The sequence below is a fragment of the Peristeroidobacter agariperforans genome (assembly GCF_004138335.1).
In the GTDB taxonomy this organism is placed as follows: Bacteria; Pseudomonadota; Gammaproteobacteria; order Steroidobacterales; family Steroidobacteraceae; genus Steroidobacter; species Steroidobacter agariperforans.
This window is the reverse complement of sequence record NZ_RYFW01000008.1, coordinates 107,825-120,871: the sequence shown is the minus strand read 5'-3', so window position 1 is coordinate 120,871 and position 13,047 is coordinate 107,825. Positions and strand designations below refer to the sequence as shown.

Here is a 13,047-nt window from a genome sequence, read left to right as displayed (position 1 = left end):
GCATTGGCGTTGCGTTCTCCCCGAGCGGTGCTTCGCTTTTGAGGTGGAGTCGCGAGGTGGAGGCATGGGATCTGACCACTCGCTCACGGCGATTTCGAGTTCGTCCGCTCCGCAATGTCGTGCACTGCGCGATTCATCCCGACGAACATCGGATCGTAATCAAGAACACCGTTGGCCACATCGCTCTGCTCGACGCATCAGACGGGGCGCTGGTGCGAAAGCTCGATCGCCGAAGAGGAACGAGGGTTCGAACTCGCGAAGGCATTCAGGAATCCGCCGAGATGGTGAAGGGCTACTTCGACCAGCTCGGCCGCCAGGAAACGGAGCTCTACGAGCCTGGGGTGACGGAGTAGGGCCAGCAGGGCAACCCTTTTGTTTACGCGAACTGCGACGAGGGCGTCGATAAAACCGTGGTGCTGTACTGGATGTACGACACGATGCCGGTGACGCAGCCCGATCTATGGAAGGCGCCGCCGTTCGAAGGCCAACTTGTCGAGCAGCGCCGTTCAAGAAAGTGTTGATCGGCCGCGGTGCCAAACTCCAAGGGGCCGCAGGTCGTGCAGCTCAACGCACTCACGTCGATCAAGGCGGCGTTCGGCAAGCTGCCCGTAAATGTGATCTTCGGCGCCGAGGAACGCATGTCGATGGGTTTCCGCAAGTTCATGCTGGAGCACCCTAAGAAGTTCGCGAAGGCGGACGCGGTGTACCGCTTCGGTCGCCAGGGCGGACTCTCCGGCGGTTCCGAAGGGCTGTTCTACATCGAGCTCACGACCAGCAGGCCCGAAGTGGGGGGCGAACTACAGCGACATCCACGGCGGCAACAAACGCACGGTCGCGTCTCCGGCCTGGCGTCACATGAAGACGCTCTCGACGCTGATCGACGAGGACACCAACAAGGTGCTGATCGACGGCTTCTACGAGAACGTTGCGCCGATCTCGAAGGACGTCGATGCGAAGCGGCGTGAGATCGCCGCAAAAGTGAAGCTGGAGGAGCCGGTTAATGTGCCGCTGCCAACGGCTGACTGAACCCTAGCTCGGAGATCCTGACTGTCGGGGAAATACGAGAGCTGTACAGACCAAGTGCGTGCACAATCCTCAGACTGTCAGATCAACACGCTGTATATTGAAGCCGTAGTACGGTGCAATGAGCCGCCCAAGCTCCGCTCTCTTCATTCCAGGATGATTGAGTTTATCTATCCATTCTTTGATCTGGGGAAGCTTCTCTGCATCTACATGCATAAAATCTGTCCATACAAGCCAAAATGACTTACCATCTTCAGCGATCCATTTTGGCGAGATGATAGGGCTATAGCAACAAGCGTTGGTATCTCCCTCCGGGGTCCATGCCATTTCCTCATGCACCTGAGTCCAGGGTCCCCAAGGGTGCGGCGCTGTCCAGAAGCCCAGGTAGCTTGGCTTCCAAAACCACTCGCAATCCGGCTCGGGACCTACGCCGGTCCCCCAATTGGCCATCATGAAGAGGCCCAACGGGGCATTGTACGTAATGCTAGGAATCCATGCCCATGGATGACGTGTCTTATTCACCCATCCAGATGGAAACTTATGCACTATCCCACGTCCATCAATATGCTTCGTCCACTTCGCTTCGCCAGTAGGCGACCATCCGGCGAAATACTCATATTCCCTTCGATCCAAGATCCTCGTTTTGGGAACTCGAAACATGACGAGTTCATTCATCGTACCTTCAGTGTTGCCATTCGGAGCATAGATGTAAATAAATCCATCACGGTTGTCTCTATATCCACGCCCCATTTGCAGAACTGACAGCATCGAGAACGTTTCCTGCGGCTCTTCGTAAAAAAGCATTGTTTCTTTGGACCGCTGATTCCAACCCTCCCATTTTACGGGCGCCGATCCGTCCTGGTTATGCCACGTGATTCCGTTATTCGAGGAATAGATCGCCTTTACCCCCATGAAGCGCATCTCACCCGCTGCCGCCTCTTTGCCCGCAGGAATGGACCAAGTACTCAGGAACTGATAGATATTTCCATCAAACGCTATAACGCCAAAGTTATAATAACGTGGATCCGTCTCGAAATTGGGCCTGAGTTTTGGGTATCCTTGGACATCACGAAATTCGTAGTTCTTCGGGCCGCCTTCGAGCGCGAGCAATCGACTATTGTAGTCCTCTGAAAGAGGTTCGATCGGTCCGTGACCATCACACATACTGACATACTGAAGACCGTCATCCGCCCAGGTCATGTGCCAGTTGTCCCCGTGGGCAGCATTATTTCTAATTATTGTTTCATCACGGCGTATCAAGGATTTTATTTTCAAAGTGGGACCGAATTTCGATCGTCTCTTCGACATACCTGCCGTAGATGCAGCGGGACTTTCCAAGACTTCAGAACTAGCGCGCGCAATGGAACTCGAAAGCACACCAGCGAGTGCTGCTTGCTCAATAAAATCCCGGCGGGTTGGCATAAGGGCCCTGTGCGCAGTCAATCTATATGCGAATAGATCAATCGTTGAGCGACAATGTCCCCCCTCCCGCGTTGGATCATCGGTTTCTACCTATACGATCGCGCTGACCTGCCGATCGAATTTCGGCCCCAGCTGAAGCTTCGTGAGATGATGGCTCCGACGTCTCCCGGATCTCTCGGCGGACTTACGCCATCGCAGTACGCAAGGCAATTGGCAGAGAAGAAGGTTACATTAACGGCCGGACTCTAGGACAAAGTGCTACTCAAGGCGGGGGGACGTCGGCTCCTCGGGAGAGAGGAGCGATGAAGAAGAGACGATTCGCCGAAGAGCAAATGGTCAAGATCCTGGGAGAGGTAAACCAGACGCCGATCGGCTGCGGATTGATGATAACTGCGGATGAACTTGCGAGGTGACCTCATTCCCAGTCACCGATGGGGATGGTGCTCGTTGGAATCTTCGAACCACCCTGATTTGCGATAACGCTAACTGCGCGGCCCTACACTCGCTCACGCGGACGTAGTCGCGCTCGAACGTTTTCACGAACGCCTCGGCTATTCCATTCGACTGCGGGCTACGCGGCGGCGTGAAGCACGGCACCAAGCCCAGTCGTGTGCCGTTCCGTATCGACCCAGTGAAAACCTGCTCAGGTGTTGATCTTTGATACACTTGAACACATTGATGGACCACGGGATCAAACGCTGGACTGCTCGACGCAAGAGCGCGTTGGTGCTGGAGATTATTGAAGGTAGGGCGACAGTGGCCGAAGCCGGCCGAGCTCATGACCTGCTGCCCTCGGAGATCGATAACTGGCTGGATGATGCAGGAAGCCTACGGCGAGGCGATGCTCCTAGCAGGCGTTGATCGCGCGCTTCGGAATATTGGGACGTGTGCCGCACGCGTTTCTACTTCGCTCGGACAACGGCCTAGTCTTTACCAGTCATAGCTACACCGCGCTGGTACGCGGCTACGGCCTTCGCCAGGAGTTCATCACGCCACATACGCCCGAGCAGAACGGCCTGGTGGAACGCGTGATACGAGCGCTCAAAAGACCAATGCGTGCACCGGCATCGCTTCGAGACTCTAAAGCACGCCAGCGGCGTGATTGGTGACTGGATCAGTCCTTACAACAATCGGCGACCTCATCAGTCGCGGGGTATGAAAACGCCGGCCGAAGCCTTCGCTTTAGCAGCATGAGCTGAGCAGGTTCCGCTGGGTCGATACTGTGGAACGTATCTCGAGACACGCCCATCACTCGGCAGGCCTTGGAGACATTGCAAAGCTCGTCGGCCAGATTCAACAGGCCCATCCTGTGCTTGATGATGTTCTGATTCAAAACATTCACGCGGGTTGCTCTTTTGGTTAGGTGATTGCCTGGTAACACTAATCGAACCGAGCAACCCCGCTCTTTGCAAGAGGGGTATCAGACCAAGGCGAAACTAATATATCCAAAACAATCATTACTCAAAGTGGGGGGCGCTAGCCCTGTACACTGAAAGCAGCGCGGGCACCAAAAATAACAACAAACCTCCGTAGAAGCGCCATCGGAGATCTCCATAGTCGAATGAGGCAAATCCATCTTTGAATTTAACCTCATCGCGCATTCCGCACTTGAGCACGATCTGCAGCGCCAAGTAGCCAGTGAATCCCGTCAAGAACACGTTGTAACTTTTGTCACCAAACCAGAGGAATAGTTCGGTCATCGGCACCGGGTTGGAGAAATGCACGTTGAATATCTCTTTACGAAAGATAGCGGCATCAACAATGTATGACATAGTGGCCACGAACAGAGCCATTCCAACAAGATCAAGCAGCATGAACGACTTAAGTTTTATACGGCCCACCGATGTTAGAACCATGGCAGCCACCGGAAGTATCAACCACTGAGAGTGCCAGAGAATAAATAGGAAGGGCAATATCGAAGCCACCAACCAGACATGTGCAGACTCCTGCAATCGAAATTCAGCGGTCGCGCTCCTGAAATATGCCACCCCGCACAGAATCATGAATGCCGCAGGCAGCAAATAGATCTTGATGTGGCCCCCTTCCCCCACAATGGCTTCTGAAAAGATACGATCGACAAGTGCCTGCCGAACCGGATCGGTGACGAACGGTGAATGCCAGTAAACACAATAGATAATCAGGGTTGGCAGAGAGAATACGAAGATATTGACTGCTATCCGCGCCACGTTCTTTTCACGTAGCAGGAGCAAAGGAATAAAAATGAATGCCGGAAAAAATTTAAATGTCATTGCTATCCCGAAGAGTGCCGAGGCCGGCAAATTACGGTCGCGCACAATCATTAGGTATCCTAGCAACGACAGCAGCACGTAGAATATATCAACCTGGGAAAGTAGGAACTGAGAAAATATGGCAAGAGGTGCTGTAAACCAAGCAGCGGTGGCGTACTTCGCGGCCTCATCGTTCGAGAAGTGTTCCTTTGCAATCAGATAGAATGTATGTGCAGAGAGAAAATATATAATGGTGGTCAGAAATTTAAGCCAATAAGTCAAGTACCAAGGGAATTCATGTGGGCTGACGATTACTCCTGCCAGTTTCCAAGGATAGAGCCATACTGCAAAGATTATATATAGGGAAGGAGGATACGTAGCGCCCCATGCCTGGTGCTTCGCTGCGTTTTCGTAGAATTCCCATGGGCTGCCATATAGATAGTTCAGTGAATTTTGCCCGAGATATACGATATCATCGTGAAAGAACAGGAAGAAGCAGATGCCCAGCGACACGCCACAAAGCGCATAGTCGGCGAGCGAGAGCCTCGTTCGAGGGAAGGCGCGCTCCAACCATGACGACCTGGCGAGACCAAGTTCATGCTCGCGCCTCCCTTCTTCGTGATGGCGACGAGATCCATAACTATCCTGGTTGGGCATATGCGCACTCAAAGTGAATTGCACCACCTACAGGTCAATACTGCTCATCATCCGTCTCTGCCCAGGTGAAGAGCCTTGTGACTGCGTGATTCCACACAACTCACACAAGGGCGCTCACTAGCGCTGAGACCATCCAGGCAGCATGATGGTATGAGTACAATGCAATCCCAATAGTGGCCGCTGCGCCCATGCTGCAAACTAAGCAGAATGATAGTAATCCAGTGTGCCTTCCAGCCCGCGCGGAATTGTTCCCCGGCGCCATGCATTACCTCTCTCGCGTTGAGTATTGTCGCTCGATCGGCGCGCCTGAGATGCGCGAACTAGCTTAGAAGGCTGTCAGATGGCTGCGCCCTATGACGAATGTGGACTGGCGGCCGAATGCTTTGAATGCGCTGCTTCTGATGGAGAGGCGAGGCATCTTAGTCATTGGATATTTGACAATGGCACTCTTGTAATGACCCAGTGACAACCTAAAGTGCTAATCTGACTGGAGGGACACTTGAGTGAACAGTTCTTGTTGCGACCCGCCGGCTCTTTCCCGCCCAGGGAATACTCGAAAATGTGGCTGTTGAGGGGCATGGGACTTGTGGGCCTGTCTGAAAAACTGCGTCGCTGTGGCTGGGTGTTGAAGAATCCGCCGCGCAGTCCCAAAGCAGATTCCATCTGCGAACGCGTCATCGGGACGATTCGCAGAGGGTGTTGGACAGGATCATCCCGCTCTCAGAAGCACATCTACGCCGGACGCTCAAAGCTTGGGTGACACATTGCAACCGCGGACGCCCGCACTCAGCTCTGGGTCCAGGCGTTCCTGATCCTCCGCGGGTTCGACCGTGCCGTTGTCGCCTTCTCGGCATCGGCTGGACGGCTTTCGCTCGGTTCATGCCAAAGCAATACTCGGTGGGTTACGCCACGAGTATTCGTTGGTGTGCGCGTGAACAAAATAGACCCAACGGGAGGTCGGTCAGACGAGGTTATTGCGGGGACCACAGCGGACGGTAGCGCCCCTCTCACGCCTTAATTTTTAGTAGGCGCTCGAAACCGAGTCAGAGAAGGGGCGAATCAGATTCAACGCATCAACTCATCGACACTGTCGGCAGAGAAATGGCGACGTCCCCCCGCCTTGAGTAGCACTTTGTCCTAGAGTCCGGCCGTTAATGTAACCTTCTTCTCTGCCAATTGCCTTGCGTACTGCGATGGCGTAAGTCCGCCGAGAGATCGCTTCGGGCGTTCCTCGTTGTATTCACGTCTCCAGCTTCAATCACCGCCCTGGCGTGCGCCAAGCTCGTGAACCAGTGCTCGTTCAAGCATTCATCTCGTAGGCGCCCGTTAAATGATTCAATGTAGCCGTTCTGGTTCGGCTTGCCTGGCTCGATCAGCCGCAGCAGGACGTGATTCTCGTGCACCCAGGTCAGCATCGCTCGACCACAAAATTCTTTGCCATTGTCGGTGCGAACGATTTTGGGGTAGCCGCGGCGGGTGCAGATATCTTCGAGCATACGCACGAGCTGACGACTGCTGATGTTGTGCTCGGGAACGACGGCGATCGCCTCGTGTGTGGCATCGTCCACGACCGCGAGAGTCTTGATCGCACGGCCACCAGCGACGCGATCGAAGACAAAATCCATCGACCACACGACATTAGCCTCCGACGGGCGCTCTAACGGCTGTCGTTCCGACGTCGGTATCTTCTTCCGTCGGCGCCGACGAACTTGCAGTTTCTCCTGCACGTAGAGCGGTTCCACGCGCTTGTGATTCACGCGACGGCCGGCCTGACGCAGCTTCAGGTAGATCATCCCGGCGCCGTAGCGACGATGGCGCTGCGCCAATGCACGATCTGCTCGCGCAGTTCGCCGTTGCGATCCGGCGCTGGCTGATATCGCAACGAGCTCGCGCTCATCCCAATGATCTGCAGCGCACGCCGTTCGGACAGTCCTTGTGGTTTCATCCAGCGCACCACCTCTCATCGAGCTGGTGCGCCTACCACTTTTTTCGCAACGCCTCGCGCGTCACCTCGTTCTCTAACATCGACTCGGCCAGCAGCTTCTTCAAACGCGCAGTCTCGGCCTCCAGCGCCTTCAGCCGCTTCGCGTCGGAGACCTCCATGCCGCCGAACTTGTTGCGCCAGAGGTAGTAGCTGGCCTCGGAGAAGCCGTGCTTTCGGCACAGCTCCTTGACCGGCACGCCGGCATCCACTTCCCGCAGAAAGCCAATGATCTGTTCTTCAGAAAACCGCTTCTTCACCCGTCCAACCTCCGTCTCTGGGGCTGGACTCTGAACCATCGCGCTACTCAGGATTGGGGAGACGTCGATGGCGCGCCGCCAGTTAGGCACGTTCTGCGGCAGTCGCGACACCATGTGGCAGCAGTAGAGCATCTGACACTTACTGCTCTCTCGATTCAGCCTGCTGGTCGCATGATCCGTACGAATCGAGGGGAGTTCAGGATCATCGCCAGCCAGCGCGCTGTGTTGGGCAGCGGCAGATTTGCGAACCAGCCCAGATCGACTGCGGAGAACTGACGGACGAACGGCGCGATCGCCATGTCCGCCAGTGCTGCTCGATTCCCGAACAGGTAGCTCGATGATTGAAGTCGCGACTCCAGCAACTGCAGGCTAATCACGGCTTCGCTTCGGCTGAGCTCGCGATCCGCGCCGACAAATCGATCTGGATACTTGTATCGATCGAGATGGCCCTTGAAGTGCTCGTCGAAATGGCGGATCAACGAGCTCATCGCTGCAAAATCGTCTCGGCCCGGAGCCAACCATTGCTCGGGATCGTTCCGGCGCAGAGCCCAGAGCATGATGTCGAGGCTTTCGTCGATCACCGAGCCGTCTGTGTCGATCAGAACCGGCACCGTGCCTTTTGGCGACGCACGTAGCATGTCGATTGGCTTGTCGCGTAACGCGACTTCTACTACGGCAACGGCTTGGGCACTTACGTCTAGTGCCAGCCGCGCCCGCATGGCATAGGGGCAGCGGCGAAATGAGTACAGGATGGGGAGCTGCGCCTGCATGGGGGCGCGAGTATACCCGGTGGCTCGTTAGCCGCTGCAACGCGGGAAGCCTGGTAAGCGATCGTGCTACGGCAGCACACTGACACAGGCTCGCTACGTGGGTCGGATTCCAGTTCCGCACGGGCCGCAAGTTTCGCGACAGACTCGATTGCTAGCTTGGCGTCCGATCACTATCAAGTGTCCGAGGAACCCGCTATGCCGCAAAAATTCTTGCCGCTTGCCGCTCTTACATTCTGTGTATCTGTCTCGCTTCCAGCGCATGCCCAGGCGCAACAGGGGGCTGAGGGTGGCGTTCGTGGACGCATCGTGGATTCGGTGACTGGACGGGCGGTACCGACGGCCACCGTACGCCTCATGCGAAATCAGCGGGTTCAGGGCACGGTTGAAACCGATACCGCCGGAGCGTTTTCGTTCGATCGCGTGCCGGAAGGCGTGTATTCGGTCGAGGTGGAGGAGCAGGGCTTTCTGAAAGCCGTGCAGGCGGATGTACGGGTCGTGCTTCGCAGAGTCGCTGCCGTCGAATTCGCGCTGGTGCGCGGGAGCGATGAAACGCTTGCAGAAGTGGTTGTCTCGGCGCGCGCGACAGCGGGGGATCCGCGGGCGACGCCGAACACCGTGCAGCTGGAGCGTGAAGAGATACGGCGTAATCCGGGCAGTGCAGGCGACGTGTTCCGAGCGCTGGACGTTCTGCCGGGCGTCGTCTCGACGGGGGAGTTCTCGAGCTTCACCGTGCGCGGCAACGGGCCGCGGGACAACCTGATCCTGATCGATGGCATTCCTTTCGATAAGGTGGCGCATTTCGATGAGTCGTTCGGCGAGCAGGAGGCTGTCGATGGCGGCGGACGATACTCGATCTTCGCGCCGAACATCATCGGCCGCGCCAAGTTTTCTCCGGGCGGCTGGCGGGCGGCCGAGGGCGGCAGGAATGGTTCGTTGCTGGAGCTGGAGATCGCGGACGGCAATCCCGTGAGCTCCACGGCGGGCGCACGCGTCGACATCATCGGAGTGGAGGTGGACTACGACGGACCGAGCTACGTGGCCGATAACACCAGCTTGCTGCTATCGGCGCGCCACTTCGATTTCAGCAACTTGTTCGAAGCGATCGATGAGAAGGACATCGGCAAGCAGACCCTGACCGACTTCATCGTGAAGTCCGTCACCGACCTGAATGACGATCATCGTCTCGAGCTGCTGGCGATTCAGGCAAGTGAGGATTCCAAGCGAACGGTCGAGAACGCGCTCGAGTCCGAAAACTTCGAGGACGTGGGGCTCGAGGATACGCAGCAGGACAACACATTGTTTGGCGTGACGTGGCGGTGGTCTCCCGGTGAGGTCGCACAGTTGCGCAATACCTTCTATTACCGCAGCAGCGATACGACAGGCACGGAGGGCGAGGCATATCCGGACCTCGCGGGCCCTGACCCGACACCTGCCACGACGCCGGTCCGCGAGAACATTCTGAGCATCAAGGAGCGTGAAACAGAGATCGGCTGGCGCGGCGATTTCAGCACGGTGCTGGGCTCGGATGGAATCTTCTCCGCCGGCGCGCGGGTCGCTCGCGTGGATCTCGACTTCGACCGTCGTCTGTCCGGCGACTGGATACGGTATGTGTACGAGCAGTCGGACTTCCGTCCCGACCCGACCCGACAGTTCATCGTGCTGACGCCCGAGGAATACAACTCCACGTTGAACGCAGCGGAGACGCAGATTGCCGCGTATGCCGACTACGCCTGGACCATCGGCGATTTCACATGGACACCCGGAATGCGCTACGAGCGCGATGGGTTTTCCGGAAAGTCCGTCGTCGCCCCACGCCTGCTATTGAGTTGGCAACCCGACGCGGTCACCCGAGTGTGGACCGGGGGTGGCGTGTACTATCAAACACCGCGTTATCTCGATATCGCGGCCGATCCATCCAATCTCGATCTGAAGAGCGAGCGCTCCACTCAGTGGGTGCTGGGCTATTCCCGGCACCTGCGCGACGATCTGCGTTTTTCGGCCGAAGGGTACTATCAGAAGCTCGACGACCTGATCGTGTTCGACGATCGGACCACGAACATTGCAACGAACAGCGGCGAGGGTTCCGCCACGGGCGTGGATCTGATGCTTGCCAAGCGCATGAGCCGAAGCTGGAGCGCTTCGGCGACTTACTCCTACTCGCGCGCCCGCCGCGATGACAAGCTCGGCGAAGGGGAATATGCGTCGGATTGGGATCGGCCGCATGCGTTCGGTATCGTCGGCGTCTGGCAGGCGAGCGATCGGTGGACATTCTCGGCGAAATGGAAATATGCTTCGGGCCGGCCCACCGATGCGTTCGTCGTGCACAGCGACGTGTTGGGAGACGCAGGTCCCGTGCGTTACTCGAAGGAGCTGACGCGCACCAACGCCGAGCGTCTGCCTGCCTATCATTCGCTGAGTCTGCGCGCGGACTACCAGCGCCGCTTCGGCCCGCTGAGCCTGGTTGCCTATCTGGACATCCTGAACGTTTACGGTCGCGAGAACGCCAACGGTTATGAATGGGACGAACGTCGCGGCGTCAACATCATCGAAGGACTCGACGAGCCGCTGCCCACCATCGGACTCCGGTTCGAATATTCCTGGACGCCGGGCGAATGAGCCGATCACTGAGATTGTCCAGTGAGATTGCTGATCATCGAAGATAACCAGCGTCTCTGTCAGGCCGTCGCGGAGAGCCTGCGTGCGCAAGGCTTCGCAGTCGATACAGCGGGAACGGCGACCGAGGGACTGCGGCTCTGGCGAGCGGCCGACTACGATGCCGCCGTGCTCGATCTCATGCTCCCGGACGGCACCGGCCTCGGCGCGCTAAAAGAAATGCGTGACCGAGGTAACACGACACCCGTGCTGATCCTCACCGCGCTAGGTTCGATCGAGGATCGCGTGCGCGGTCTGGATGGCGGCGCGGACGACTATCTCGTCAAGCCCTTCGCGATGCAGGAGCTCATCGCTCGGCTGCGCGCGCTGTTGCGTCGTCCGGGAGCGGCATTGGGTCGAACGTTGACGCTCGGTCGCTTGAAGCTCGATACGTCCGCACGCATCGCCACTGTAGCCGAGACGCCGCTCGACCTGACACGCTCGGAGCTGATCGTGCTCGAGGCGCTGCTGCGCCATCAGGGCCGTGTCATCTCGAAGGAGCGGCTTGCCGAATGCCTGTATGATTTCGAGCAAGAGCGCAGTGCGAATTCGGTGGAGACCCAAGTGCACAGGTTGCGCAAGAAGCTCGCGGCCGCCGGTGCTGATGTGTCGCTCCGGACTTTGCGCGGTCTGGGCTATCTTGTCTCCTGATCGCAGCTCGATGCGTGCTCCATCTCCATCCCTTCTTCGAGCACTCGTCGTTCGATTGACCATCGTGGTCGTGCTGGCGCTGGCCGGCAGCTATCTGGTGCTGTACTTCGAATTTCGCGACGGGATTATGGGTCTGGAAGGCCAGAGCATCGCCGTCCAAGTGCAGGACCTGCGTGCATCGATCGTGTCAGGGACGGGCCCACCGCGTCTCGAGTTGCCGCGGTCCCTGCAAGAGTTCTACGCCCAACCGGATGCATTGAACGGTTATCAATTGCTGAGCGCTGATGGCACGGTGCTGCAGTCGGGCGGTTTCTCTGCGCCGTATCTGCCATTGCCGGCTGCTCAAGGCGGTGGGCAGGTCATCATGCAGCGGGAAACGGATGCGTTGTCGGGCAACAGCATCATGGCTGCCGCGCTCGATCTCGATGATCATCACGGCCGATACTGGTTGCGTGTGGTGCGGAATCTCCAAGATGCGGAGAGCCTGGTCGCCCAGCTCATGCTCGGCGCATTGGACGAGCTGTATCCGCCGATTGCCCTCCTGCTGATCGCCGTGGTCAGCGTCGTGGTCGTGACGGTGCTGTCGTCGCTGCGCTCGTTGCGCGCCGTCTCGCATCAGGCCTCGACGTTGTCGCTGCATCGTTTGGACGAGCGGTTGCATGCTAAAAACCTTCCTCGGGAGCTCGTTCCGCTGGTTCAGGCAGTCAACGCCTCGCTCGATCAACTCGAAGCGGACTATCGCGTGCAGAGGGAATTTACCGCTAACGCTGCGCATGAGCTGCGTACCCCGCTTGCAACGTTGCGAGCACGGCTCGAGTCCCGCTTTTCGGCGCAGGAGCTGGGCGATGTTGCATTGGAAATCGAACAGCTCGCGCGCCTCGTCGAGCAATTGCTCTGTCTTGCGCGCCTCGATTCGCAGGAACAGTTCCAGTTTGCCGCGTTCGACGCGCACGCCGTGGCGCTGGAAGTGGCTCGGGAGCTGGCGCCTGTTGCGCTCGAATCAGAGCACTACGTGACTGCCGCAACGCCTGACGCCGCTGTGCCTGCGCACGGGAATGCAACACTGATGCGCCTGGTCTTTCGCAACCTGATCGAGAACGCGATTCAGTACACGCCCGCCGGCACGTCGATCACGCTGTCCGCTGATTCTGCCACTGTGATTATTGCCGATGATGGGCCCGGAATCTCTGCGCATGCCGCTGCGTCCCTGTTCGAGCGCTTCCGCCGCGGTCCCAATGCGTCTGGCCCCGGCGCAGGCTTGGGGCTCGCAATCGCGAAGTGCATCATGGAGCGGCAAGGCGGACGCCTGTCGCTCGACGCGAATGCGGTCCGCGGGGCTCGTTTCGTGATGGAGTTTCCCAAACCTACGTAAGTTTCACGCGTTGCTCGGCGCGCACTCGAAA

Annotated in this window: 10 protein-coding genes and 4 pseudogenes; 7 read left to right on the top strand and 7 right to left on the bottom strand. The window is 57.8% G+C overall.

From position 1 onward, the window contains the following. The first annotated feature begins 56 nt into the window (after positions 1-56). Positions 57-353: a hypothetical protein gene (locus EK373_RS32200; RefSeq protein ID WP_129649478.1), complete on the top strand. Its 297-nt coding sequence runs from the start codon at positions 57-59 to the stop codon at positions 351-353. 23 nt (positions 354-376) lie between these two features. Here the strand turns inward: EK373_RS32200 and EK373_RS32195 are convergent, their stop codons facing one another. Continuing rightward, the gene (locus tag EK373_RS32195) at positions 377-664 is read right to left on the bottom strand and encodes a hypothetical protein (RefSeq protein ID WP_129649477.1); all 288 of its coding nucleotides are present in this window, start codon (positions 662-664) and stop codon (positions 377-379) included. Positions 665-855: 191 nt separating this feature from the next. Here EK373_RS32195 and EK373_RS33295 point away from each other — a divergent pair, with 191 nt between their 5' ends. Further along, the gene (locus tag EK373_RS33295; protein ID WP_157994640.1) at positions 856-1,026 is read left to right on the top strand and encodes a hypothetical protein; all 171 of its coding nucleotides are present in this window, start codon (positions 856-858) and stop codon (positions 1,024-1,026) included. A 69-nt stretch (positions 1,027-1,095) separates the two neighbouring features. Here EK373_RS33295 and EK373_RS32190 read toward each other — a convergent pair whose 3' ends face one another. Together EK373_RS32190 and EK373_RS33905 are read right to left on the bottom strand one after the other, a co-directional pair. Next, positions 1,096-2,445: a DUF4185 domain-containing protein gene (locus tag EK373_RS32190; protein WP_129649476.1), complete on the bottom strand. Its 1,350-nt coding sequence runs from the start codon at positions 2,443-2,445 to the stop codon at positions 1,096-1,098. A 425-nt stretch (positions 2,446-2,870) separates the two neighbouring features. Next, positions 2,871-3,054: pseudogene (locus EK373_RS33905) on the bottom strand (integrase core domain-containing protein); the annotation flags it as partial. Positions 3,055-3,111: 57 nt separating this feature from the next. Here EK373_RS33905 and EK373_RS32185 point away from each other — a divergent pair. Together EK373_RS32185 and EK373_RS34505 are read left to right on the top strand one after the other, a co-directional pair. Further along, positions 3,112-3,264: pseudogene (locus EK373_RS32185) on the top strand (DUF1153 domain-containing protein); the annotation flags it as partial. Positions 3,265-3,501: 237 nt separating this feature from the next. Next, positions 3,502-3,639 carry an integrase core domain-containing protein gene (locus EK373_RS34505; RefSeq protein WP_407676234.1) on the top strand — a complete coding sequence of 46 codons (138 nt, stop codon included), beginning with the start codon at positions 3,502-3,504 and terminating at the stop codon, positions 3,637-3,639. A 28-nt stretch (positions 3,640-3,667) separates the two neighbouring features. On the opposite strand, the pseudogene EK373_RS33560 reads toward EK373_RS34505, so the two are convergent. The 4 genes and pseudogenes from EK373_RS33560 to EK373_RS32160 all read right to left on the bottom strand — a co-directional run. Next, a pseudogene (locus EK373_RS33560) lies at positions 3,668-3,751 on the bottom strand (helix-turn-helix domain-containing protein); the annotation flags it as partial. Between the two features lie 151 nt (positions 3,752-3,902). Continuing rightward, the gene (locus EK373_RS32170) at positions 3,903-5,330 is read right to left on the bottom strand and encodes a glycosyltransferase family 87 protein (RefSeq protein ID WP_129649474.1); all 1,428 of its coding nucleotides are present in this window, start codon (positions 5,328-5,330) and stop codon (positions 3,903-3,905) included. Between the two features lie 1,137 nt (positions 5,331-6,467). Then, positions 6,468-7,571, bottom strand: a pseudogene (locus EK373_RS32165) (IS3 family transposase). Between the two features lie 155 nt (positions 7,572-7,726). After that, on the bottom strand, positions 7,727-8,341 hold the full coding sequence (locus tag EK373_RS32160; RefSeq protein WP_129649473.1) for a glutathione S-transferase: 615 nt from the start codon (positions 8,339-8,341) through the stop codon (positions 7,727-7,729). 195 nt (positions 8,342-8,536) lie between these two features. Here EK373_RS32160 and EK373_RS32155 point away from each other — a divergent pair, with 195 nt between their 5' ends. Genes EK373_RS32155 through EK373_RS32145 form a run of 3 tightly spaced genes read left to right on the top strand, consistent with a single transcriptional unit; the run spans position 8,537 to position 13,016 of the window. Then, positions 8,537-10,957, top strand: a complete 2,421-nt coding sequence (locus EK373_RS32155) for a TonB-dependent receptor (RefSeq protein ID WP_129649472.1) — start codon at positions 8,537-8,539, stop codon at positions 10,955-10,957. Positions 10,958-10,978: 21 nt separating this feature from the next. Beyond that, entirely contained in the window at positions 10,979-11,644 is a 666-nt protein-coding gene (locus EK373_RS32150) for a response regulator transcription factor (protein WP_129649471.1), read from the top strand. A gap of 10 nt (positions 11,645-11,654) precedes the next feature. After that, positions 11,655-13,016, top strand: coding sequence for a sensor histidine kinase (locus EK373_RS32145; protein WP_198683821.1), 1,362 nt, complete (start codon positions 11,655-11,657; stop codon positions 13,014-13,016). The last annotated feature ends 31 nt before the right edge of the window (positions 13,017-13,047 follow it).

Bases quoted from the DNA above. Each gene is read 5' to 3' on its own strand.
- EK373_RS32195 (WP_129649477.1), bottom strand. From the start codon at position 664: ATGAACTTGCGGAAACCCATCGACATGCGTTCCTCGGCGCCGAAGATC.
- EK373_RS33295 (WP_157994640.1), top strand. From the start codon at position 856: ATGAAGACGCTCTCGACGCTGATCGACGAGGACACCAACAAGGTGCTG.
- EK373_RS32190 (WP_129649476.1), bottom strand. From the start codon at position 2,445: ATGCCAACCCGCCGGGATTTTATTGAGCAAGCAGCACTCGCTGGTGTG.
- EK373_RS32170 (WP_129649474.1), bottom strand. From the start codon at position 5,330: ATGCCCAACCAGGATAGTTATGGATCTCGTCGCCATCACGAAGAAGGG.
- EK373_RS32160 (WP_129649473.1), bottom strand. From the start codon at position 8,341: ATGCAGGCGCAGCTCCCCATCCTGTACTCATTTCGCCGCTGCCCCTAT.
- EK373_RS32155 (WP_129649472.1), top strand. From the start codon at position 8,537: ATGCCGCAAAAATTCTTGCCGCTTGCCGCTCTTACATTCTGTGTATCT.
- EK373_RS32145 (WP_198683821.1), top strand. From the start codon at position 11,655: ATGCGTGCTCCATCTCCATCCCTTCTTCGAGCACTCGTCGTTCGATTG.